This is a genomic window from Mucilaginibacter sp. (genome assembly GCF_035492695.1).
Classification (GTDB): Bacteria; Bacteroidota; Bacteroidia; order Sphingobacteriales; family Sphingobacteriaceae; genus Mucilaginibacter.
In genome coordinates this window covers 176898-199166 of the sequence record NZ_DATJJC010000020.1, presented here as the reverse complement: position 1 = coordinate 199166, position 22269 = coordinate 176898, and the positions used below count along the sequence as shown (strand labels likewise).

Here is a 22269-nt window from a genome sequence, read left to right as displayed (position 1 = left end):
GTTGTCATGAATATAAATGACATTCGTCACCTGTTAGCCCCATCGGACATCGACATTGCAAAGTTTACATTATACCGAAATTTGATGCGGTATTAAGTTTTAGCTTTGAAGTGATGTATAAAAGTATTGTCCTATTGTTTTTATTGCTTGGAAATTTTGCTTTTGGGCAAACCAATGAGGGCTGGAACCTTAAAGATAATAACGACGGCATAAGAATATATACCCGGGATGTCGCGAATTCAAAGATCAAAGCCATAAAAGTAGAATGTGAACTGGATGCAACCTTATCGCAGCTGGTAGCTGTTTTAATGGATGTTAAAACAAGTGAAGAATGGTTATACCACACTTCGTCTAATTATATTGTAAAACAGGTATCGCCATCTGAAATATATTATTATTCAATGGTAGTGATGCCCTGGCCAATAAGCGACCGAGATTTTATTGCTCACCTTATGGTATCGCAGGATACCGCGACCAGGGTGGTAACCATTGATGCCCCTTGTGTTGGGGATATGGTACCCAAAAAAGATAAAGTGGTGCGTGTCACCAATTCTACAGGCAGGTGGGTGCTGTCGCCGGATGGAAAAGACAGGGTAAAAGTGGTTTATACACTTCATGCCGATCCGGGTGGCAGCATACCCGCCTGGTTAACCAATATGTTCGCTACCACCGGGCCATCGCAAAGCTTTAAAAAATTAAAGATCCATTTGCAAAAGCCCGCTTACAAAAAAATAAAGCTGGATTACATCCGGAATTGAAAAAGCTGTCATTTCACCGTTAGTTGCTCAACGGGGTTGCTGACGGTAGTTGTTGCAGGCAAATCGAACCAGAAGCTGGAACCCTTACCTATCTCGCTATCCACGCCAATGGTTCCCCCGTGCAGTTTTACAATTTCTGCCGAAACGTAAAGCCCTATGCCAAAACCTGAAACAGTGCGAGTATTCGGATTTCCCGAGCGGTAAAACCTGTCAAATAAATGCACTTTATCTTCGTCGCTGATACCTATGCCATGGTCGTCTATCCGTACCAGTACCCTGCCGTGCTCCCTGCGGCAGTGCAGCGTTACTGGTTTTTCGCCAATAGAGTATTTAACCGCATTACCTATCAAATTGGCTAATACCTGCGCTATTTTTTCACGGTCGGCATTTATCTTTACAGGTAAAGCATCATTTAAACTGATCGGCTGCTTACGATTATTTACAGAAAGGTCTGCTATAACTTCGCGTATCAGTTCGTCCAGTAGAAATTCTTCTTTATTTAAAACCATTTTCCCGGCTTCAGACTGGGCGGCGTTTAAAAAATCGCCTATCATTCGCGTCATTTTATTTACCTGGGTTTCGGCCTTTTCCAGCATGCCCGAGACGGTTTGATCTTCCAGCGGCCTTGCTTTGATATGCGCAAGCTGAACATAGGATTTCAACGAGGTCAAAGGCGTTTTCAATTCGTGGCTGGCAATGCTGATGAATTCGTCCTTTTGTTGTTCCAGTTCTTTTTGAGCGGTAATATCCATAACAGTACCCAAAAGCCTTACGGGTGTGCCATTCTTGTCGCGCTGGGTCTCACCATAAAACTGGAGCCAGCGCACCCGGCCATTTTCCGCGAGTATCCTTGCTTTAAAATCTAACCGGCCCGATCGTACTGCTTTCTCAAAGGCTGCCAGGGCCATATCCACATCATCCCTGTGAAGACGGTACCATAGCGCTTTGGCATTTAACAGCGGCTTGTCGGTAGCGCCGAGTAAATGTGCAAACTGGTCGGAGTAATTAAGGGTACCCATGTGCAGGTCGATATCCCACACGCCGGAGCCTGAAGCATGTACCGCGATCCTCAATTGTTCGTGCGCGCCGCGAACCTCCTCATCCAGCCGGTTAAACAATTGAATGAGGAAATAAACAACGGGCACGCTCAGGATAATGGTAAGCAGGAACAGCACCAGCATATCCGAAGCCGGCGCAATGGTGCTGTTTTTCATCACAAACAGGTACATTGCCGCAAAAAGCGGGGCTGCGGCAAGAATATAACCCAGTAAGTAGATCAGCAGGTTCTTTCGCGCGATACGCCGGTACAACAATTTTATCCAGCCTTCGTCGGGTTCTAAAAGTATCGTGCCGACCGCAAGCAGCAGTAATGAAGCTGCTGTATGAAATGCCGGACCCGCTACGCCCGACGAGAAATTGAAACCAAAAAAATGGAACAGGATACCCAGCAGGGAAATATAGATCAATACAACCAGCGTGGTACTGATAAACTGTGCCGTATAGTATCGCTTTGCCGAACTCAAAAGCAATGCCGTTGAACTGAGCACGGTGTATAAAGCCATGAGCAAGGGAGTACGGCCTGAATTTTCAATCTTTTGCTTGCCCGGGTAGACGGCATCCGGAAACCTGTCGATGTGCAGGTTGATCCCGGAAATATGTTCATAAATGATAACCAGCGCAAACAGCAAGCTCACTGTAAGCAGTACACGTGCGGCTTTTACCTGGCCCGAATGCAACAAAGCAAGAGACAGCCCCCCGAGGATCAACAAATGAGCGGTGTTAACCGTCATATTAATGCCGTCAGACATGAAGGCTTTGAACGCGCTTATATCAAAACACCAGCCTATGAGTGCGAGTATGGCAATAGAAACAACAGTGCCTGCACACCACAGTGGTATGTTTTCCCATTTATCAACCTTGACCCGGTTGTTCTCAGGTGCGAAAAACGCTGTTTTTTTCTGCATGATACCCCAAATCCCCGCGTGTATTTACGGCGTCAGCATTCCGCGGGTTACAATAAAATGGAAATTATTTTAATTATCATAACAATATACAGATAATCAGTTAATTAAAAATTTCTTTTAAAGCAACGAATGCCTCCTGGGGCCTGTCATTGAATAGTTCCTTTTCACTTTCTTTGGCCAGGCTCGCCAACTTGCAGGACCCTGCGTACTGTCTTAAAAAAACTCCAGTACTGTTTGCTTTTTTAGCACGGGCAGCTGGAATTTTCGTGCATAGATTTAGAGAAACAGGTCAAAACAAATCAAAAGCAATCCGGGGCCATTAATGGAACAATTGGTGCAATAATTGAATAGAAAAGATAAACCCATTTTGACCGTATGAAAAGCACAGTATTAATAGTTGAAGATGACCCTATTATCGGCGAGATGATCAGCATGATCATGGAGGAGCACGGGCTAAATGTCATCAGCCTTGGCGACACCGGGCGTGTGAGGGACAAACTGCACAATAACGAAGCCGACCTGGTGATGCTGGACATAAAACTGGATGGCGAAAATGGGAAAGACATGTGCCGGTATATAAAGCAGCAGGACGATCTGAAGCACATCCCGGTAATTTTCGTTTCAGCAAGTCATGACATTGAACAGGCAACGGAAATATACGGCGCAGATGATTTCATAAGGAAACCTTTTGATCTCGATCATATAATCGAAAAAGTGAACAAGTATACTCGTGCGGTGGCATAGGCATTAAATTACTGTTATTATTTTAAGCTAATACCAGCCCCTCGCTCAGTGCGCCTTCGTATACCTCGTCATCAAATTTGTAATAGGTGGGCGAACGATGTGCACCGATATTCCTTTTTTCGTCAAGCTTAACAATCAATCCAAGCGATATCAGTTTGTTGGGGAAGTTGGAAGCATTCAGTTGCTTGCCCGACATTACTTCGTAAAATTGCCTGATCTCCTTCAGCGTAAATTTAGGAGGTAAAAGATTTTTCCCGATGGGAAAATGATAAAGGTGCATCCGCATGGTAAAAAGTGCCTCGCGTACCATTTCGTCGTGGTCGAAACCCAAAGGCGGTAAATTATCTATCGAAAACCAACGGCATTCGCTCGACAGGAAATCGGCCCTGGGGCTGGCATTCACAATGTCTGTTATCGAATAAAACCCCACCGATGCCGTTTCGCCGGTAAGCCAGCTTTCTTCGCTGATCTTGATCCCGGTAAGTTCAAAAAGTTTATCCCCATCAACTGAACGTGGGCTGTTTCTCCCCGGTTCGCCAAACGTTTTGAATTGTTTCAGGAAAAGATTTTCGAGGCCGGCCCGTTCGGCTGTTAGCCTTGCCGCCGCCCTGTCAAGGTTCTCGTCTTTCCGTACATAGCCCCCCGGCAGGCACCATTTGGTAAATACCTTATTTTTTACCAAAAGCAATTGCAATTCGCCGCCGTGATAACCAAAAATAGCGCAATCCACCGTCAGGTTAGGCCGATAGTCTACATAGCCATTGTGAAAAAAATCCTGTATTTCCTGTAAGGTTTCCATTTCTGCGGCTAAGGAAAAAATTATTTATTAAATTTTAATAAATGTATAAATAAAATTACATACCTTCATTTATTAGTTTTTAACAAATGGGTGGCTCATATCTATATTGGTGCGGCTCATTTGATGTGAACAGCCAATTAACCAAACCATTTTTCGTATGAAGATCAACACCTTACTTTTTTCTGCGGCAGGTGCAGGCGCCTTGATGGCGGCGCTTGCCTTTACTAAAAGCCACAGCGGTAACACCCTGCCTCCTGAAGTCAACGCAAAATCCAGCCTGGTCAGAATGCAGGGTGACGCCGCTTACCGCGACCTGAACAAGAACGGCAAGATGGATGTTTACGAGGATCCGAAACAGCCAATTGAAAAACGTGTGCAGGACCTTTTAAAACAAATGACCCTGGAAGAAAAAGCAGGTATGATGTTTTATTCGCCGATACGCGTAAACGCCGATGGTACTATTGAAGACAAGCCGGCCTCGGGGCTATTGGCAAGTTTATCACCGGTAGGGGTTAACGAGATAGACAAGCACCATATTACCCATTTCAACCTGTTTGCTGTCCCCGCGCCCGATACCCTGGCCATGTGGTACAACCGCATACAGCAGTACCAGGAAAAAACCCGTTTGGGCATACCGCTTACCATAGCATCCGACCCACGCAACCAGGGCGGCGCAGGTATTTTCGCCATGTCGGCTAAAACATTTTCCATGTGGCCCGACCCGCTGGGGCTGGCGGCTGCCGGCGATGAAAAGCTGACTGAAAAATTTGCAGACATTTCGCGGCAGGAGTACCTGGCAACGGGTATCAGGCAGGGTTTACATCCGCAGGTCGACCTGGCGACAGAGCCACGCTGGCCGCGCATAGCCGGTACCTTTGGCGAAGACGCCGCACTTTCGTCACGTATGGCCACCGCTTACATTAAAGGTTACCAGGGCGAAAAGCTCGGACCGAACAGCGTCGCCATGATGACCAAGCACTTTCCGGGCGGCGGTCCGCAAAAGGATGGCCTCGACCCGCATTTCAATTTTCAGAAAGGCGAAGTTTACCCCGGCAACAATTTTAAATATCATCTTATCCCCTTCGAAGCTGCTTTCAAGGCGGGTACCGCCGCTATAATGCCTTATTACGGCGTGCCGATGGGACAAAAAGACATACCCGAGGTAGGCTTCTCCTACAATAAGGCCATCATAACTGAACTGCTCCGTAAAAAATATCATTACGACGGCGTGGTTTGTACCGACTGGGGGCTGGTGACAGATTCGAAGATAGGCCCGGTAAATTTCCCGGCAAGGGCCTGGGGTGTGGAAAATCTGAATACTGGAGAACGCGTACAAAGGATCATCGACGCCGGTGTTGACCAGTTTGGCGGCGAAAACCTGCCCGATGTAATTGTAAAACTGGTGAAGGAAGGCAAAGTGAGCGAAAAGCGTATCGATGAATCGATAGTACGTTTGCTGCGCCTGAAGTTTCAGCTCGGCCTGTTCGACAACCCTTTTGTAGATGAAAAAAAGGCGGCTGAAATAGTAGGCAGCGCCGATTTTATGGCTGCTGGGCAGGACGCTATGCGCCGCTCGTTAACCCTGCTAAAGAACGATGCCCATACCCTGCCCCTGGCACCAAACAAGCTGAAGATCTATGTTAAAAATATCGACGCAAAGCTTGCAGCTCAATACGGCACCGTGGTAACCGATCCGAAAGAAGCCGACATTGCTATTATCAGGCTGCAAACTCCAAATTATCCCATCCCCGAAGCCAAGGGCAATTTTATTGCGCAGATGTTCCATTGGGGCGACCTTGATTTTAAGGGCAAACAATTGCAGGATATTCTCGATCTGGAAAAAACCGTGCCTACCGTGGTGGACGTTTATATCGATCGCCCGGCAGTAATACCGGAGATAAGCGCAAATGCCAAAGCGCTGTTCGCCAGTTTCGGGTCGAGCGACGCGGCATTGCTGGAAGTTGTATTTGGTAAATACAAGCCGCAGGGCCATTTGCCTATCGAGCTGCCATCGTCAATGGAAGCTGTGCGCAACCAAAAGGAAGATATGCCTTACGATTCGAAGGACCCGCTGTACAAATTCGGGGCCGGGCTAAGCTATTAAACTGATCTTGAACAATAAATCCAATTCAGAAACCCAAACAAAATTCAAACATGAAAAAAGTACTATTCTGTAACCTCATCGCGCTTGCGCTGGTAACCATGGCGGTAAAAGTAAATGCCCAGGCGCCCCCTAATTATTTTGTCGGGAAGTGGAGCGTCTTGTTAAAAGGCCTGCCGCAGGGCGATGCGCGTTTAAAATTTAACATTGCCGATTCGGTAGGGCATTTGAAGGGTGTGATGATCGACACAACATCCAATACTGAAACGCCGCTGACCAATATTGAGCAGGAAAACGATAAAGTAACGCTTTATTTTACAGCGCAGGGTTACGATGTGAACCTGGTACTCAACAAAAAAGACGACGACCACGCTACGGGCAGCTTGATGGGTATGTTCGATGCCGTTGCCGACCGGATCAAACCCTAAGCGGCACCCCGTTTAGGATCAAAGCCCCGGTCCGAAAGGCCGGGGCTTTGTAATAGTGTGCCCGTCTTCACATTCTAACATGACTTATGTCATTTTACCTGCCTTTAAAAACGCGCATCTTTACGTTAAAAGGCACGAAATATTAAAATTAAATTCTCAGAAGATGTTAGGCGAATTGAGCGAACTACAAATTGAAACCCTGTTAAAGCAACAGGTTATCGGCAGGATAGCTTGCCAGGCCGACGGTGTCCCGTATATCGTCCCGATCAATTATTTCTACAACGGCACCCATATCTTCTGCCATTCTGCTATCGGGAAGAAGATAGCGATCATGCGGAAAAACCCCAAAGTATGCTTCCTGGTTGATGATATTAAAAGCGTTTTTAGTTGGCAAAGCGTAATAGTGCTGGGAAAGTTTGAAGAGTTAACCGATATGGAAGAAAAAGAAAGGGCCATGCAAGGGCTCATCCACCGCATTATGCCATTTGCCGACAATCCTAAAGATCACCCATCACACGGTATTGCTGAAAAAGAAGATGATATTGCCACCCGCGTCGAGTTGGTTATTTTTAGGATAGTGCCTATCAGTAAAACGGGCAGGTTTGAAAAGTGAGGAGGTACTCCCTGCTTTGATCCGCCCATTTGTGACTGGAAACCCACCACCCTGTCATCCCGGACTTGTTTCGGGATCCCACGGGACAGGTAAATATCAACGTAGTAGCTTAGCAAGAGAGATGCCGAAATAAATTCGGCATGACGTTGCTTTTTGGGTGACCAACTTGCGTGAAGGATTGAACTGAAAAGCCCGCAACCGCCGGCAGGCGGTGAGGACTTGTAACGAAAAGCCTGACCCGAGGCACGAGGGGCACGCCCAAACAAAAAAACGGACCAGAGTTTTTGCTTCGGTCCGAATATTGGTTACTTAGGGGTAAACGGGGATCAGAGCGACGCAAAATCATCGTGATGGAAATGCCTGAACGGCGGCGGCAATATTTCCAGGCTTGTAGTTTGAGCAGTAAATCCGCTGGTATTAAGATACGACGAGCGATCGTACCGCAACGTACTGCTTTGTGCCGAACCGCTAAGATCTGCACCCGCATGGCCGGTTAACGTGACCGCGCTGTTGTAGGCGTCCATATCCAGCCGTGCAAAAGCGTTGTTGTGCAGGTCGATGGCCAGGTCGAGCGCCGAGAACTTTCCGAACGACTTAACCTGTGCGCCATCAAAAGCCGACAGTTTGGAAAGATCGTTAACCGTAACCCAAACCACCAATTTATCAGCTGCATACGAAGTTATGCGCAATACACCGTTTTTCTGTTGTACCAGGGCGTTATCGGCATAGTAGTTATTGTACACTGTTACCTTATCGTGGTTGCCGGTGGTAAGGTAAAGCTGAACATTGCCACGCACATCTATTTGACTGATGTTGCTAACTTGGGTTAGCGTGGTGCTGATCTCTGCTTTGCTGCCTGTTGCTGCATTCGCTGAAAGGCCGATGCCAAATACTGATGTGAGGGCGATCGCGGCGGTTAAGATTGTCTTTTTCATTGTCGTAATATTTTTGAGTTGTTAATAATAGTTTGTTGTTTTCAATGTCCAAAGCAACGGCTTATCCCGTGCCCGGCAAAACGAAATAGACCACCATGCCATGGGTATAGACCAACGCGGTTTCACAACCAATAAATGGTAATTATTTGATTTATAGCCTGTTTTGAATGAACAAATCGACTAAAAACGATTGCTGGTCGGTGTAATTTCGGCTGTGGTCGATGCATGGGGTGCTGTGACGAAAGATTGGTTAGATTTGTTTTAGCGAAAGACCGCGCACCCGGCCTGCGCTGTAAGTTACGTCCAATTGAACTATAAATACTTATTTCTTTAATTCTGCATAACATGAATATAATCATCGTCAACTCCACTTTTAAAGCGGCCCGTTTCAGCCTTGTTGTCGCTATTATAGGTATGGCAACTTTGTTAGCCGTAGGCCCCTGCGCAGCACAACCTACGCCCAAGCGCGCGTTGCTGGCGCTTTCGAAAGGCGACCATACGCTGGCTATTATCGATCCTGCGTCGCTGAAGATATTGGCGCGGGTACCCGTAGGCAGTGATCCGCACGAGGTTATTGCATCAGCAGACGGGAAGACCGCCTACGTTACTATTTATGGCGGCGGCAGCCTGCACGAATTAAGTGTGATCGACCTTATCGGCCAAAAAGCCTTACCCACCATTGATACCAAACCCTTTATGGGCCCGCATGGGATAACGTTTGCTGACGGTAAGCTATGGTTTACCGCCGAGGGGTCTAAAACCGTAGTGCGCTATGACCCCGCGACGGGCAAATTCGATTGGTGCATGGGAACGGGGCAGGACCGTACGCACATGATCTATGTAACCGGCGATGGGAAAAAAGTTTACACCACCAACGTGTCATCCGCAACGGTAAGTATTTTGACTGATAGCCTGATGAAGCCACGTGCTTTTCAAAACGGGCCGCCACCGAATAGCGCTGCGGGCGGGCCTCCGCCGCAAGGTAACAATGGTCCTGGCGGACCGCCGCCGGCACGCCGGGACTGGGTACAAACTATCGTCGCGGTAGGTAAGGGTTCAGAGGGATTTGATGTTTCGCCCAATGGGAAGGAACTGTGGACAGCAGGCGCAGAAGATGGGATAATTACCGTGATAGACCTTGCTTCGAAAACAGTGACGGCCAGTATTGATGCCAAAGTGCAGGGCGCTAACCGCCTCGCTTTCACGCCGGATGGCAAGCACGTACTGGTCTCGAGCCTGCGTACCGGCGACCTTTTTATCTACGATGCAACAACGCGTAAGGAAATCAAACGCTTAAGTACAGGGCACGGCGCAGCAGGTATTTTGGTGGATGATGACGGATCGCGCGCTTTTATTGGCTGCACGGGCGATAATTATGTTGCTGTTGTCGATCTGAAAACCTTGACCGTAAGCGGGCATATTGCTATAAACGGGGCTGACGGCTTAGCCTGGGCGGTGAGGCCGTAACAAGCGCCGGGTCTCAATGGAGTAAATGTGAACCCTTACCAACGCCGGTTGAAGCCCGGCGTTACAGGATATGCCGGGCCGATGGCTCACGGAAAGAACAAAGTGGAAGAAAATCGCAAAAATAGATCCAAAAACATGTTCACGAAAACATCAAAAATGGGGCACTTTTTGGTACTGATGAATTTTTTAAGCACTCATAATCAGCATATTGAGTCTTGCTTGTGTTTGGCAAGCGGCGGTGGCGTGAACACTTAGTGTATTCACTTTATCCACCCCTGGTAGCGAATGTATTTGATCAGTTGCGGATCGTTCGCGGAGAGAACCGGCAGCCAATCACCTAATTCCTGCCGTTCCCAGTACAGGCCCTGCGGGTTGCTTGGTTTGGCAAATTTGTAGCGGTACAGCACAGCCCGTATATAGCGTGGCGGTTTACCGGGAAAGGGGTTGCAGGCGAATAAACTAATGGCAACGGGATCATTATGCAGCAGTTTCCAGGCAAGGTTGTACGTCCAGGGGTATTGATCGGACGTTGACATAGAGGCAAACCACATCTGCCAGTCGAGGTGCGGCTGATAGGGGGCTATTTGCGGCGGTATTTTATCAGGCAATACAGGCAGGTATTTATAGATGTATGGTTTCCAATGGGCCTTGTTATTGGTGGTGTCATCTGTGGTCCCTTCAAAAACCACGTTCAGGCGTTCCTTCCCCACGCTGCCGAATGCGCCGTAGGTATTGACAAGGTCGAGCGGATCGAAAGAGGTGTTCATCACCTGCCCCGGCGACAAAAGGTTAGCCACCGGCTGAATGCTCAGAAGCCCGATAACAACAGCCAACACCCACGAAGTAATTAGCATTGGTTTGGATTCTATGGCGTTTACGGCGGCAGCTTCTGCCTGTCGGACCAGCCGACCGGGAAGTATCCGCGCCCAAAAACTATCGTCGAAACAGGCCAGCGCGGGAATAATGGTAAGCCAGTTTAAAAACGACAAATTACCGCTTAAGATAAGCACCAACTGCAGCAATACGATAATTATCCCGGCTATGTGCCGCGCTACCCTCGGCCAGAATATAAAAAACGGTGCAACCAGTTCGGCCAGCCAATTGAACCACACGCCCATTTTGAGCAGGATACGCGGCATAAAATGAAACCACCGGCTTAGGGGACCGGGAATCGGCTGTGTTTCGAAATGATAATAAAGTGCAGTACCATCGCGCCATATTTTATCGCCCCTGAACTTGATAAGCCCTGACCCCAGCATAATGCGAAAGATAAGCCAGCGGAACAGCACGATGATCATAAAAGGCGGTGCACGCCGCGGGAAGGGGCGCATATCCAGCAACGGACAAAGGAAGATAGCAAGGAAACCGGTTTCCGTCAATTGTATTTCCCAGCCGTAGCCGTACCAATCCTGCCCGGCGTGAACAATAGACATGTAAAGGAACCAAAGTACCCCCAGAACGGGGGCGTTGGCGTAGCCCATTACTACCACAAGAGAAAGCGCAAATCCCAGCCATGCTACGGTTAGCAGTGCAGCATCGGAGTGCCATAACCAAAATACGGAGGGAAGGCGCACAAACCCGGCGCCGGTAGAGCCAAGCGCATCTGCAACCTGTTTGAGGTAATTGCCCAGGGGAAGCAAGCCGTTGGAGCCTATCAGTGGAATTACCTGGTTAACAGCAACCAGGAAAGCCACCGCATACACCACACCCAGCAGGCGAAGAATGACAAAACGGGTAAGCCAGTAGGTTGGCGCGGCAAATGACATTACAGTACCCTTTTATGACTTATAACAAATTTAACAAAAAACGTTTGGTACCGACCCGGTAAATTCTTTGCCGCATTTGACCCGGTAAATTGTCATAAAGCGGGGTATATTTATCTTATTGAATAATATAGCTTTGATTACAAGGCAGCCTTTAAAATATGAAAACGATATTCGACAAAGAAACCAGGGACGAACTGATCAGCCGCATCAATACGCTCAATGAAAAAAGTACTGCACAATGGGGCAAAATGAATGTTTATCAAATGATGAAGCATTGTACGTTATGGGATGAGATGATATTTGGAGAAAAACAATATAAACAGATGTTCATGGGTCGTTTATTTGGAAAAATGGCATTGAAGAATATGCTGAAAGATGATAAGCCGGTGCGCCGGAACAGCCCCACGGTTCCCGGTTTTGCGGTTAGCGAGAATGGTGATTACCGGTCTGAAAGAACAAAATGGATAAACCTGCTTAATAGGTATGAACATTTTTCAAATAATGCCTTCGTGCATCCATTTTTCGGGAAGATGACAAAAGAGCAAGTGGGGCAGCTTGCCTACAAGCATATCGACCATCACCTGCGGCAATTCAACAGTTAACATTATTTAAAACCTTCCCTTTTAAACACGCAAAGAAAATACAGCGGTTTGCCTTTTGTGTCAAACGCTTCGGGATAGCGGTCGCCTTTCAGGTTATAACAAATGGTGAGGAGATCATTCTCAAATTTATAAAGGGCAGTAAAGTGCTTCCCGGCATTTACGCCTTCCTTTCCGTAAATATCCATTTTATCATCGTTGTATTTTACTGTTCCCTTGTCGACACTCTCCGCCGTGAAAGTATAGGTGCTATCGCTGATCACCAGTTTTTGTTTGTCGAAAGTTGATCCGGGCAGCGTTTTACCATCAAATTCCTCATTAACCGGCAGCCATGTGCCATCAAGTTTATTGGATGGGATGGCGTCATGTTTCAACCCACCATAGCCAAATATCAAAAGGATAATAAAAACGACAGTCCTCATAACAGGGTGATTTGGAGAATGTGTAATAAAAATAATGATTTGCCGGTAATAGATAAAATGGCGACTTAACTTTTGTGTGCAACCGTAAAGATCAGAAATTTCTGTAGCCGAACTTTTACATGGTGTAACGTTTATTAAACTGTGTAAACTGCGCATTTTTAATAGCTTTGCTTGCATCGATAACCCCTATCCTGACCATGAATAAACTTTCTATTTTTTGCATCGGTGCCGTTTCGGCTTTGGTAAGCTGTAGTAATCCTAAAACTAATGAAAGTAAGACCAGTTCATCACCAAAAGCCGATCTGAAGCTACCCGACGGCTTTTCGGCGACCATTGTAGCTGATTCTCTGGGTGCGTTGAGGCATCTTGCTGTAACAAGCCAGGGAGATATCTATGTGAAATTAAATTCGCTAAGGGATGGTAAGGGTATCTACTTCCTGTCCGATACCGACCATAATGGCAGTATTGATAAAAAGGTTGGTTTTGCCGGGTACCCGGGCACAGGCATATTGATCAAAAATGACGAACTTTATTCATCTTCTAATACCGGGGTTTTCAAATACAAACTTGATGCAAAAGGTATGGTGACCGATACCGGCAAACCTGAAGTGATCGTAAAGGGGCTTGTAGATAAAGGGCGCGACAACTCCAAATCGATAGCAATAGATGGTAAAGGCGATCTTTTTGTAACCGTAGGGTCGTACAATGAAACCTGTCGTCAGAAAGATTCAGGTAAAGGAATACCGGGCTGCCCGCTTTTGGATTCGGTAGGCGGCGTTTGGGAATTCAAAACAAACAAAACCGATCAAAGCTATGCTGACGCGGTACATTATGCCCGCGGATTGAAAAACGTTGTGGGTATTGATTGGAACAGCAACTCAAACTCATTGTTTGTGATGCAGCATGGCAGGGGTTCGTTCGATGACAAATTTGCGCAGTACTATACTCCTAAGCAAAGTGCAGAGCTGCCGGCCGAGACGATGTATGAACTACATAAAGGGGCCGACGCGGGATGGCCTTTTATCTATTACGATCAGTTTCAAAAGAAAAAAATGCTTGCTCCCGAATATGGCGGAGACGGTAAAAAATCTGTTGAAGGTAAATACATCGATCCGGTAGTTGCTTTTCCGGCACATTTGGGACCAAACGACCTGTTGTTTTACACCGGGAAAATGTTCCCTGAAAAATACCGGAATGGCGCATTTATTGTTTTTCACGGGCAATCATCTCAATTGAAAAAAGGGTATTTGGTAGCGTTCGTACCTTTTAAAGATGGTAAGCCTTCAGGTGAATGGGAAATATTTGCGGATAACTTTGCCGGTTTCGATCTGGCTAAACCAAATGGTGCTACGCTTCGGTATCGACCTATGGGCCTGGCACAGGGTCCGGACGGGGCATTATATATTTCAGATGATTTAAAGGGTGCTATTTTTAAGATCACCTATCAGGCAAACAAATGATAATTAGATGTATTTAAAACGCCTCGTTTAGGTTAAGAAAGAACCCCCTGCTGCCAAATTTACCCCAGGCATAATCGAGCGCCAGGTTGGTACGGGTAGCTTTATTAAAAAGCACACGTAAACCCGCTCCCCCTCCCGGCTGAAATACCTGGAATAGCCGGGTGCCCTGTTCGTCATTACCGGTTTGCATATTGCCGAAGACAACACCGCTGATGAATTTATTGCTTAATATCGGAAACCGCAGTTCGAGCTCTGTATCGTTAAACTTAGTCCCCTTAAAATATTGCGAAGTATACCCCCTGCCGCTGCGGAAAGTTCCGTCGCGTCCGGTACCGGGTAACTCTAAGTAAGGTATACTCCCGCTAAGTAAATACGATCCCCAGTTCCAAAAAGCGATAACAAATTCGGGGCTTGATTGAGACAGGCTGAAATATTTACGAAAATCGGTGGTAAGCTGCAAAGCATTTTTTGTGCTTCCTATCCAGGTTTGATTAGCCCGGATACCGGCATCGAAATAAATCCCTTTATAAGCGCGGTTTGGATTATCGCGCGTGATATACTGCACATTAAAAAGGAAGCCATTTGCCGAATAATGATCCTGCGGAAAGCCGTGTTCGTTGTTATACACGCCCGATGGGGTAGAAAAACCTGTTGAATCCTTATTCTGAATATTACGCCTGATCTCAAATGACATGCCAGCGCCAAGCAAAAGGTGTTTGGCTACCTCTTTATAAACTTTTTCGCGAATATTGAAATATATCGAATGAATGGCGTAACCTTTATGCGTTGGATCTGCTAAAACGTTCTGTGCCGGGTTGCCTGAGGCCTGAGTGCGCCCTATGCCCAAACCATGATCGGGTGATACCGTTTTGGCAATCACGAAATTGCCCTGGTAATTCCATTTATTTCCCGGCGTAAATATGTTATGATTGAGATAGAAATATATGATTCCCTTGGTTGTAATTGAAGCAGAGGTTGCACCGGTGGAAAGCAGCGTATTCGGATCGGTGCCCAGTTTTTTTCCGGCAACAGCCTTGATACCAAGTTGCCCGCCAATTGTTGGGTTTGCGGCAACATTAGGCACAACAGTTATTCCTAAGCCCTTGTGAAGCGTATCCGGTTTTTTATTGGGATGAAGAATTACCCGGACCAGGTCGCCAAAATCGAATTGCTTATTTATATTATCTGCTATTTGCTGCTTCCTGAGCTTGCGCAACGAGTCGGCCTGCAACGAATCTGCCCGGGAGGACACCTGACCAAAAGCAATGGCATCAACACCACTTAGCATCAGCAATAGGATAATCTTAAACCAAAATACTTTTTTCATAACCAGATATAAACCACAAAGCCAAATAGCAGCGTCGAGTAGGTTTAAACCAGCAGATCGGCGAAAATGTTTTATATACCGGATTTAGAGCAAGGAGGGTGATATCAATATATCAACACCAAACTCTGGCTCAAAAAGGCAAGGGTTTTAATTAAGGGTGGATAGCCGTTTGCGATGGTTATATCAGCTGGCTTATCACTGCATCAATTCATTATCGACCGCGCTATTGCTTGCCGCGTCCTTGATATCAGCGCTTAAATTTTCAAAGGCCGTCATAACACCTGGCTGCTCGCCGGCTACATCCTTCATTTTGTTATTTTTTACTTGTATACCCCTGCTATTGAAGGCATACACACCTGTTTTGACATTTTCGACATAACAGCTATCGATAACGATATTGGAGCATTGCGACAAGTTAACAGCGAATTTCTCCGAGTTAATCAGTTTACACCGTGTTATATGGATATTATAACAGTTGTTCAGGTCTATGCAAGAAAGAGCGCCACCGGTTATCATATCGCCGCTAATGGTTATATCGTGGGCGCCATTTAAAGAAACGGGCTGGGCCAATTCATAACTTGTTTTAGCCGGTTTGCTTTTTATTGATGCTGATTCCGCATTTGGTGTGGATGACATGCTTCCTACTGGTTTTATGAAAGCGTCTTTTTTACATGAAGTAATAAAAAGTGTTCCTGCTAATGCTAAAGTTAGGGCAATACCTTTCCCTGCGAATCCTGCTACGTTCTTTGCCATTTTGAATATCTATTAGGTGTTTTATTAAATGATACCTCTTATACGCGGCGGCGACAGGGGTATTCTGTAAGGATGGCTATGAAAGCATTGTAGTAATTTGCGCTACACATCAATATTTTATATAAGCGCAAAGCCCCGGATCTTTCGATCCGGGGCTTTGCTTATTCAGAATGTGATGGTTACAACAAGAAACTGGCTTATCTTGTCACCAGCGTTATTTGCAATACAGAGGGCTCTTCGCCAAAACTCGGGCCGCCCCAATCCGTCTCATCGCCGTTAAGTATCCGCAAAGGCCTGAAGGTGCCGTTAGCATAATTCCCCTCTTCTACCCTTAGATATTGCCAGGCTTTACCTGAATTTTTACCCAAAGGCTGGAAGGTCATGTGGCACTGCGTGCCAGTAACAACAAACTTGTTATTGTCCAATTGAATAATCATTGCTTTGCCCGTTGGTTTCGAATTTGGTTTCATGTCGCCTGCGCTGGCAGTGCCAAAAGATATCAGGGCCTGCCAGGCGCCTAAATCGACAGTCTGTTTAGCGTGATCCTCGCGTTCGACTACCGCTTTGACCTTCCTGTCAAAGGCCCATTGTGCCAGTTCGCGCATCATCGGCCCAGCCATGGCGTATTCCTGCGCATAGGGCGCAAGGCGATCGGCTGTTTCCGTAGCCGAATACCTTTGGCGGTTACCATCTATCCCAAATGGTGAAAAACCTACGCCTCCCTGCGCGATCACTTCATAAAGATATTTTGCATTTTCGGCGACCAGGGCTGCCTCGGGCACAAAAAGCGGGTTGTCTGCACGGTCATACAATTCAATAACTTTTAGTACTCTTTCACTGCCAGAAAGGTAAATGTCCGGAGCAACAAGGTCCAAAGCCGGCGCGGCAACCTTCCAAATCGGGATCACATTATCTGTCGGGCCGCCGCTTTCATAGTTGGTGGCGGGAGGATTAGTAAGCGGGTCGCGTAAAGCCGCATTCGTATACATTGGCAAAGGGTACACAGCTTTGCCGGCAGCTGCAACCTGTCCGATGAAGCTAGCAACCGACCATGCATGAAAATATTCGTCGGCCCTGTCGCCAAATACCTTTTGCCAGCTGCCGCCCGATACTACAGGAGCATTCAACGCTTTCAATACCGCCGGTTTTAACAGTTCAGCCGGAACTTCACCTTCAAATAGCTTTTGAGCGACGGGTGAATAATCGCGCACACTGTCCCAGGTCCCTGCTTCATTTTCAACTTGTACCATGATAACTGTGTGTGGCTTATCGGCCTGCTTTAGGTATTGCATTACAGAAGTAAAAGCATTGATATCGGCCTCCAATGTTGATTTCGCATGGGGCGATGGCGAATCTTTCGGCTGCCCATTTTTGCCCGTGATATTGGGGTATTTTGCCGCATCAAGTTTCATCCAGCCGGGCATATAATGATTGCTCCCATTTTTCCACGTTGCAAACCATAGCAATACCAGCCGCACATCATAGCTGCGCGCCTGCGACAATAGGGTGTCTATCATTGAGAAATCGAAATGCCCGGGTTCCGGCTCGATCTGCTCCCAATAAACAGGCACTTCCAGTGTATTGGCATGCATCTCGGTAACGGCTTTCCATAATTGCGGCATCATGCCCGGCCATGCGCTTGAATTGTGGGCCTGTCCACCGAGAATCAAGAACGGTTTCCCATCCACCAAAAGTGCGTGACGTCCGTTCTTGCTGATGATCTTCGGAATTGGTACATCAGTTTGACCCAACACAGCTACCGGCGTAAACCAGGCTATCGGGATAATTGCGAATAATAACAGGCGTAAGAAAGAATACTTCATAAGAAATAAATAATCGATAAAAATAGACTGGCGAAAAATCCGGTTCGCATCTTAATGTTTAAAAATATAGCATTAATGTAAACCTTTCCGTTCACAAACCCGGGAATTTAAATTTACATGCCCCATTTGCTAAATTTAACAAACCAAACACCTACGAGCCTGTTTTCTTCAAAAAACTAAATATCAGCGCCATGAACGACACCCTGTTTGCTGCCGAATTTGCAAAAGAGCTTGAAGCTGAGGCTCCTTCAACCTTAAAATGTCTCGAACGCATCCCGCTCGAATTATCAGGCTGGAAGCCTCACGAAAAATCGATGGAATTTGGCTACCTGGCCCTGTTAGTGGCCGAGATACCGCTCTGGATAACCCATATCATTAAATATTCTGAAATTGATTTTGCTACTTTTCAGCACTATAAACCAAAAAGTACAAACGATCTGACCGATCATTTTAAACAAAATGTAGCGGGAGCAAAAAAGGCCTTACTGGGCGTGCAGGAAGGCGGGCTTGATGATGATTTTTATTTAAAGGCTAACGGGCAGGTATTATTCAGTTCTACCAAGAAGGAACAGGTCGAATCAACGATCAACCACATGGTACACCACCGGGGGCAACTCACTGTTTATATGCGGCTGAATGACATTGCGATACCCTCTATTTATGGCCCTACTGCCGATGACAAAAGTTTTACATCTGACAGCAGGGGCGGCAGGTAAGCTTGTATGCGGAGGTACTGTTATCTTTGGATGATCAACTCAAATCTTTTGCTGCCAAATGTGGTAGCGTCAGCCCTGGATATATTAAAGCTATAATCGCTGATGCGCATATCTACACTATCTTTAAGCAAATTGTCTTTTAGCCAGATATGTACGTCAGATGGTATCTTGATCTGAAAACTTAAGTCGAACTTGTATGCACCATCAGATTTTGCGTTGGCGTCCAAATCAACGTGCATTCCGGGAGAATAGGGTAAACTATTAGTAGCCAGGTCTGTTCCATCGCCAGATATACTTGCCAGGCTCACCTGCCCGTTGCCGGCCAAATATTTACCGTCCTCCATGGCGTCATAGTTCGCCGATGATTCTTTTTTGAACATGAATAAAACCTCATCGTAATTTGTGTTGTCTTTAACAAGCTTCAATTTAAAACCGGCCATTTCAGGAATGGTATCATTAGCGGCAGTAATAAGAGTGCCTGATTTTGATATGTTTTGTGTGGGAACCGATGTTGTTGTTGACGTCGTTGTCGACGATGATGTCGAAGTTACTTTCGTCTTGTCAGGCGCACTTGCCGGCGTAACCGTTTCTTTTTGACAGGCACATAGGGTGCAAATTAATATTAAAGGTAGAAATATTGTTTTCATGATCAGATAGTTGTTGTTTTTATATACCATGAGGCAATTATAGTGCCACAAAACAACAAATATCTGATAATTAGATACTTATAAAATGTCTTTTAAATTACGTACCCCATATCGGGCGGGGATTTCTCTCCCTGAATTACTGTGAGCGGGTGAGTTATTTTGGGGAAAACTATCCCGGTCAGCAAAAAAATTATTCCTTAATGAAGATTAATTGATTGCTGACCGTTGTTCGTTTTGATGAGCAACTGAAAACGGTTGGTGCCGAATGTGTTTGTGTCGGCCCTGGTTAGATCGAATGTATAATTGCCCGTGCGCAAGTCAAGGCTATCTTTTAAATAGGTATCGCGAAGCCAAACCTTTTTGTCAGCGGGGAAGCTTTTTTCATAACTTATCTTCAACAGGTATTTACCCTCAGTTTTTGCGCTTACAAACAATGGGATGATCTTGCCGGGGGTATATGGCAAGCGGCTTATAGCCATTTCAGTGCCATCGGCGCAAATGCTTGCAATGCTTACTTTACCGCCGCCGGCAAAATAGCGCGCATCTTCAATTGGGTCGTAGCCTGGATTTGCACTTTTGTCAAAAAGGAGCATTGTTTCGTCTGTATTAATGCTGTCTTTGGCTATTTGTATTTTCACACCGGCATTGGTTACCAGCGTATCGGGTATTTCAGTAGTCACTGGGTTTGAAGTGGGTGCCGTTACCGGGGATGTTATTTTTTGCGGGGAAACCTTTGCAGCTTTCTGGCAGGCTACAAAAGAAATTACGGCTACTAACAGTAGGATGGATGGTCGCATTGGTCCGGGTAATTTGTGAATGGTTTTTTATTTCATGCTTTATATTTTAATCCATCATCACAATAGTCGTTATCGCAGCGTTTAAGACAATTTTAGTGCCATTTGCATAATTTCCTGTAAATGAACAACATATAAACACGGTTAAAAGTTAATTTTTCCCCATGCCGGGGCATTTCGGCATAAAAAAAGCCAACCACATAGTCGGCCTTTTTACAGGTACGGCTGGTAACAGTTCCATTTTAGGTCTTTTTGAGTGATTATGATCGCTTAATGCGATACGTCCTTCAAACCGTCATAATATGCTTTCATAATATACCATGCTTTTTTCTTTTCGCCCTTGTCGGATAACAGGCCTTTGCGGTTCCAGCCTTTCTGATAGGTGGATTGCATGCGGTAAGGCGAGCGGAAATCGACCAGCACCCAGGGGCATACCCCTTGTAAAAACGGTATGTTACCAAACATTTTTATTTGGCTCCGGTAAATGTTGGCGACGTATTCCCCACTCCAGGCGCTGGCTTTTACGGCAGTATCGGCTTTGTTGCCGTAAACCGACTCGCCTCCAAATTCGGATATGATCATTGGCTTGTTAAAATCTGACACCCATTGCATTTTTTCAGGTTCGCCCGGCCAGTCGGTGTACCAGCCCATGTATTCGTTCACGCCTATTACATCTACATATTTCATTACGGTATCTTTCAATATCATTTTATCGCCTTGCCTGTTCACATTGTTAAACGCAGCGGTAACAAGGCGTCCGGGATCCAGGCCTTTAACTTCTTTAGCCAGCGTTACCAGGGTTTGGTCCCGCTCTTTGGATGGGCTGGTTTCATTGGCGATGCTCCACAAAATAACATTGCAGCGGTTCTTATCCCGTTTGATAACCTCTTTCAGCATCAATTCAGCCTTGCCTTCTACCGTTGTATCGGCAAAGTCGATGCCCTGGTAAACCGGCACTTCCTCCCATACCATTATTCCTTTCTCTTCAGCATATTTAATGGTGTATTCGTTATGCGGGTAATGCACCAGCCTAACAAAGTTACAGCCAAGCTCCTTTGCCCAGTCGATCAGCATTTTGGCGTCCGACTCCGACCATGCCCTGGCCCTGCGTTGCGGTATCTCCTCGTGGATATTTACTCCCCGCAAAAATACAGGCTTTCCATTCAGTAGTATTTTTGTTCCATCCACCCTGATGCTTCGGAAACCGATCCGGTCGCTCACGGTATCGCCTTCAACACCAAGGCTGACATGATACAGCTTAGGCTCTTCAGGCGTCCATAGCCGGATGTCTTTTTTCAGATCGATAACGGCATTGCCTTTTTCATCCGTCACAAGTTTTTTATTCACCCTCAATTCAGGAATACTCAAGGTGATCACTTTTCCTGCGAGGGCAGTATCAAGCTTTACATAACCCTTTATCCTTCCATCGTCTTGCGGGTCGAGCTGAATTTTGTAGTCTTCAACAAACACCTGCCTGGTTTTTATAAGCTGTACATCGCGGGTGATACCGCCGTAGTTGAACCAATCGAACAGCGAACCGGGGATACCATTTTTAACACGCGCGCTGTTTGCCCGAACGATGAGTGAGTTGCCTTTTTCTTTGACAAGGTTAGTTACCTCGAACTGGAAAGGGGTAAACCCACCCTCGTGATGCCCCAGTTTTTTGCCGTTGAAGTATACATCGGCGATATAATTAACCGCGCCGAAATGAATAAAGAACCGTTCATTTTTCGCGGTGGGACAATCAAAGGTCTTTTTATACCACACCGAGCTTTCAAAATAGGTAAGTTCGGGCAATTGCGAATTAAAATCGCCAGGAACATTCAGCGTATTGTCCGAGCCGAAAGAATATTCGATAAAATCGGTTTTCCCTTTAGGAGTGGCGTCTTTATAAATAGCCCGCCAACCGATCCCCACGTCAAACGGATCAATAATGGTTTCCCATTTGCCGTTCAGCAATGTGGCATTCCGGCCATAGGCATTTATCATGGCGGTTTGGGCATGGGTTACAAAAAACGACAGCAATAGGAGTGCGAAAAGGAAATACCTGTATCTCATAGTTTGGTTAAATTAACGGTAATTTAAGAAAACATCGATGTACGTGACTTATGGTTATGATCATTTATTTCTAATTTAGTAGTTCTAAAAGTTAA

The 22269-nt window shown here is 46.2% G+C and carries 20 protein-coding genes; 9 read left to right on the top strand and 11 right to left on the bottom strand.

Annotated features, from left to right (window positions below; genetic code table 11):
* Positions 1 to 113 precede the first annotated feature (113 nt).
* A complete protein-coding gene (locus VL525_RS13800; protein ID WP_325387563.1) occupies positions 114 to 758 on the top strand; it encodes an START domain-containing protein in 645 nt (214 codons plus the stop codon).
* 8 nt (positions 759 to 766) lie between these two features.
* Here the strand turns inward: VL525_RS13800 and VL525_RS13795 are convergent, their stop codons facing one another.
* Entirely contained in the window at positions 767 to 2722 is a 1956-nt protein-coding gene (locus tag VL525_RS13795; RefSeq protein ID WP_325387561.1) for a sensor histidine kinase, read from the bottom strand.
* A 375-nt stretch (positions 2723 to 3097) separates the two neighbouring features.
* On the opposite strand from VL525_RS13795, the gene VL525_RS13790 reads away from it, so the two are divergent.
* Positions 3098 to 3466: a response regulator gene (locus VL525_RS13790; protein ID WP_325387559.1), complete on the top strand. Its 369-nt coding sequence runs from the start codon at positions 3098 to 3100 to the stop codon at positions 3464 to 3466.
* A 22-nt stretch (positions 3467 to 3488) separates the two neighbouring features.
* Here VL525_RS13790 and VL525_RS13785 read toward each other — a convergent pair whose 3' ends face one another.
* Complete coding sequence (locus tag VL525_RS13785) at positions 3489 to 4265, bottom strand: NUDIX hydrolase (RefSeq protein WP_325387557.1); 777 nt, start codon at positions 4263 to 4265, stop codon at positions 3489 to 3491.
* Positions 4266 to 4422: 157 nt separating this feature from the next.
* Between VL525_RS13785 and VL525_RS13780 the strand changes: the two genes are divergently transcribed.
* From VL525_RS13780 to VL525_RS13770, 3 genes are all read left to right on the top strand, one after another.
* Positions 4423 to 6369: a glycoside hydrolase family 3 protein gene (locus VL525_RS13780; RefSeq protein ID WP_325387555.1), complete on the top strand. Its 1947-nt coding sequence runs from the start codon at positions 4423 to 4425 to the stop codon at positions 6367 to 6369.
* Positions 6370 to 6419: 50 nt separating this feature from the next.
* Positions 6420 to 6794, top strand: coding sequence for a hypothetical protein (locus VL525_RS13775; RefSeq protein ID WP_325387553.1), 375 nt, complete (start codon positions 6420 to 6422; stop codon positions 6792 to 6794).
* Between the two features lie 163 nt (positions 6795 to 6957).
* Entirely contained in the window at positions 6958 to 7407 is a 450-nt protein-coding gene (locus VL525_RS13770) for a pyridoxamine 5'-phosphate oxidase family protein (RefSeq protein ID WP_325387551.1), read from the top strand.
* 326 nt (positions 7408 to 7733) lie between these two features.
* Here VL525_RS13770 and VL525_RS13765 read toward each other — a convergent pair whose 3' ends face one another.
* Positions 7734 to 8342, bottom strand: coding sequence for a GIN domain-containing protein (locus VL525_RS13765; protein WP_325387549.1), 609 nt, complete (start codon positions 8340 to 8342; stop codon positions 7734 to 7736).
* A 345-nt stretch (positions 8343 to 8687) separates the two neighbouring features.
* Here VL525_RS13765 and VL525_RS13760 point away from each other — a divergent pair, with 345 nt between their 5' ends.
* Complete coding sequence (locus VL525_RS13760) at positions 8688 to 9809, top strand: YncE family protein (protein ID WP_325387547.1); 1122 nt, start codon at positions 8688 to 8690, stop codon at positions 9807 to 9809.
* Positions 9810 to 10069: 260 nt separating this feature from the next.
* Here VL525_RS13760 and VL525_RS13755 read toward each other — a convergent pair whose 3' ends face one another.
* On the bottom strand, positions 10070 to 11575 hold the full coding sequence (locus tag VL525_RS13755) for a lipase maturation factor family protein (protein WP_325387544.1): 1506 nt from the start codon (positions 11573 to 11575) through the stop codon (positions 10070 to 10072).
* 158 nt (positions 11576 to 11733) lie between these two features.
* On the opposite strand from VL525_RS13755, the gene VL525_RS13750 reads away from it, so the two are divergent.
* Positions 11734 to 12177, top strand: a complete 444-nt coding sequence (locus VL525_RS13750; RefSeq protein WP_325387540.1) for a DUF1569 domain-containing protein — start codon at positions 11734 to 11736, stop codon at positions 12175 to 12177.
* Positions 12178 to 12179: 2 nt separating this feature from the next.
* Here the strand turns inward: VL525_RS13750 and VL525_RS13745 are convergent, their stop codons facing one another.
* The gene (locus tag VL525_RS13745) at positions 12180 to 12596 is read right to left on the bottom strand and encodes a TIGR03067 domain-containing protein (RefSeq protein ID WP_325387537.1); all 417 of its coding nucleotides are present in this window, start codon (positions 12594 to 12596) and stop codon (positions 12180 to 12182) included.
* Between the two features lie 197 nt (positions 12597 to 12793).
* Between VL525_RS13745 and VL525_RS13740 the strand changes: the two genes are divergently transcribed.
* Positions 12794 to 14056, top strand: a complete 1263-nt coding sequence (locus VL525_RS13740) for a PQQ-dependent sugar dehydrogenase (protein WP_325387535.1) — start codon at positions 12794 to 12796, stop codon at positions 14054 to 14056.
* Positions 14057 to 14069: 13 nt separating this feature from the next.
* On the opposite strand, the gene VL525_RS13735 is transcribed toward VL525_RS13740, so the two are convergent.
* The 3 genes from VL525_RS13735 to VL525_RS13725 form a co-directional block, all read right to left on the bottom strand.
* On the bottom strand, positions 14070 to 15383 hold the full coding sequence (locus VL525_RS13735; RefSeq protein WP_325387533.1) for a BamA/TamA family outer membrane protein: 1314 nt from the start codon (positions 15381 to 15383) through the stop codon (positions 14070 to 14072).
* 195 nt (positions 15384 to 15578) lie between these two features.
* On the bottom strand, positions 15579 to 16136 hold the full coding sequence (locus VL525_RS13730; protein WP_325387531.1) for a right-handed parallel beta-helix repeat-containing protein: 558 nt from the start codon (positions 16134 to 16136) through the stop codon (positions 15579 to 15581).
* 197 nt (positions 16137 to 16333) lie between these two features.
* Positions 16334 to 17959: a DUF5597 domain-containing protein gene (locus VL525_RS13725; protein WP_325387529.1), complete on the bottom strand. Its 1626-nt coding sequence runs from the start codon at positions 17957 to 17959 to the stop codon at positions 16334 to 16336.
* Between the two features lie 191 nt (positions 17960 to 18150).
* On the opposite strand from VL525_RS13725, the gene VL525_RS13720 reads away from it, so the two are divergent.
* Positions 18151 to 18675 carry a DinB family protein gene (locus VL525_RS13720; protein WP_325387527.1) on the top strand — a complete coding sequence of 175 codons (525 nt, stop codon included), beginning with the start codon at positions 18151 to 18153 and terminating at the stop codon, positions 18673 to 18675.
* A 20-nt stretch (positions 18676 to 18695) separates the two neighbouring features.
* Here the strand turns inward: VL525_RS13720 and VL525_RS13715 are convergent, their stop codons facing one another.
* The 3 genes from VL525_RS13715 to VL525_RS13705 all read right to left on the bottom strand — a co-directional run bounded on the left by VL525_RS13715 (position 18696) and on the right by VL525_RS13705 (position 22174).
* On the bottom strand, positions 18696 to 19322 hold the full coding sequence (locus VL525_RS13715) for a hypothetical protein (protein ID WP_325387525.1): 627 nt from the start codon (positions 19320 to 19322) through the stop codon (positions 18696 to 18698).
* A 197-nt stretch (positions 19323 to 19519) separates the two neighbouring features.
* On the bottom strand, positions 19520 to 20119 hold the full coding sequence (locus VL525_RS13710; RefSeq protein ID WP_325387523.1) for a hypothetical protein: 600 nt from the start codon (positions 20117 to 20119) through the stop codon (positions 19520 to 19522).
* A gap of 267 nt (positions 20120 to 20386) precedes the next feature.
* Positions 20387 to 22174, bottom strand: a complete 1788-nt coding sequence (locus VL525_RS13705; protein WP_325387521.1) for a glycoside hydrolase family 2 protein — start codon at positions 22172 to 22174, stop codon at positions 20387 to 20389.
* Positions 22175 to 22269: the final 95 nt, after the last annotated feature.

Coding starts and splice junctions, on each gene's coding strand:
- VL525_RS13800 (WP_325387563.1), top strand. CDS start 114: ATGTATAAAAGTATTGTCCTATTGTTTTTATTGCTTGGAAATTTTGCT.
- VL525_RS13795 (WP_325387561.1), bottom strand. CDS start 2,722: ATGCAGAAAAAAACAGCGTTTTTCGCACCTGAGAACAACCGGGTCAAG.
- VL525_RS13790 (WP_325387559.1), top strand. CDS start 3,098: ATGAAAAGCACAGTATTAATAGTTGAAGATGACCCTATTATCGGCGAG.
- VL525_RS13785 (WP_325387557.1), bottom strand. CDS start 4,265: ATGGAAACCTTACAGGAAATACAGGATTTTTTTCACAATGGCTATGTA.
- VL525_RS13780 (WP_325387555.1), top strand. CDS start 4,423: ATGAAGATCAACACCTTACTTTTTTCTGCGGCAGGTGCAGGCGCCTTG.
- VL525_RS13775 (WP_325387553.1), top strand. CDS start 6,420: ATGAAAAAAGTACTATTCTGTAACCTCATCGCGCTTGCGCTGGTAACC.
- VL525_RS13770 (WP_325387551.1), top strand. CDS start 6,958: ATGTTAGGCGAATTGAGCGAACTACAAATTGAAACCCTGTTAAAGCAA.
- VL525_RS13765 (WP_325387549.1), bottom strand. CDS start 8,342: ATGAAAAAGACAATCTTAACCGCCGCGATCGCCCTCACATCAGTATTT.
- VL525_RS13760 (WP_325387547.1), top strand. CDS start 8,688: ATGAATATAATCATCGTCAACTCCACTTTTAAAGCGGCCCGTTTCAGC.
- VL525_RS13755 (WP_325387544.1), bottom strand. CDS start 11,575: ATGTCATTTGCCGCGCCAACCTACTGGCTTACCCGTTTTGTCATTCTT.
- VL525_RS13750 (WP_325387540.1), top strand. CDS start 11,734: ATGAAAACGATATTCGACAAAGAAACCAGGGACGAACTGATCAGCCGC.
- VL525_RS13745 (WP_325387537.1), bottom strand. CDS start 12,596: ATGAGGACTGTCGTTTTTATTATCCTTTTGATATTTGGCTATGGTGGG.
- VL525_RS13740 (WP_325387535.1), top strand. CDS start 12,794: ATGAATAAACTTTCTATTTTTTGCATCGGTGCCGTTTCGGCTTTGGTA.
- VL525_RS13735 (WP_325387533.1), bottom strand. CDS start 15,383: ATGAAAAAAGTATTTTGGTTTAAGATTATCCTATTGCTGATGCTAAGT.
- VL525_RS13730 (WP_325387531.1), bottom strand. CDS start 16,136: ATGGCAAAGAACGTAGCAGGATTCGCAGGGAAAGGTATTGCCCTAACT.
- VL525_RS13725 (WP_325387529.1), bottom strand. CDS start 17,959: ATGAAGTATTCTTTCTTACGCCTGTTATTATTCGCAATTATCCCGATA.
- VL525_RS13720 (WP_325387527.1), top strand. CDS start 18,151: ATGAACGACACCCTGTTTGCTGCCGAATTTGCAAAAGAGCTTGAAGCT.
- VL525_RS13715 (WP_325387525.1), bottom strand. CDS start 19,322: ATGAAAACAATATTTCTACCTTTAATATTAATTTGCACCCTATGTGCC.
- VL525_RS13710 (WP_325387523.1), bottom strand. CDS start 20,119: ATGCGACCATCCATCCTACTGTTAGTAGCCGTAATTTCTTTTGTAGCC.
- VL525_RS13705 (WP_325387521.1), bottom strand. CDS start 22,174: ATGAGATACAGGTATTTCCTTTTCGCACTCCTATTGCTGTCGTTTTTT.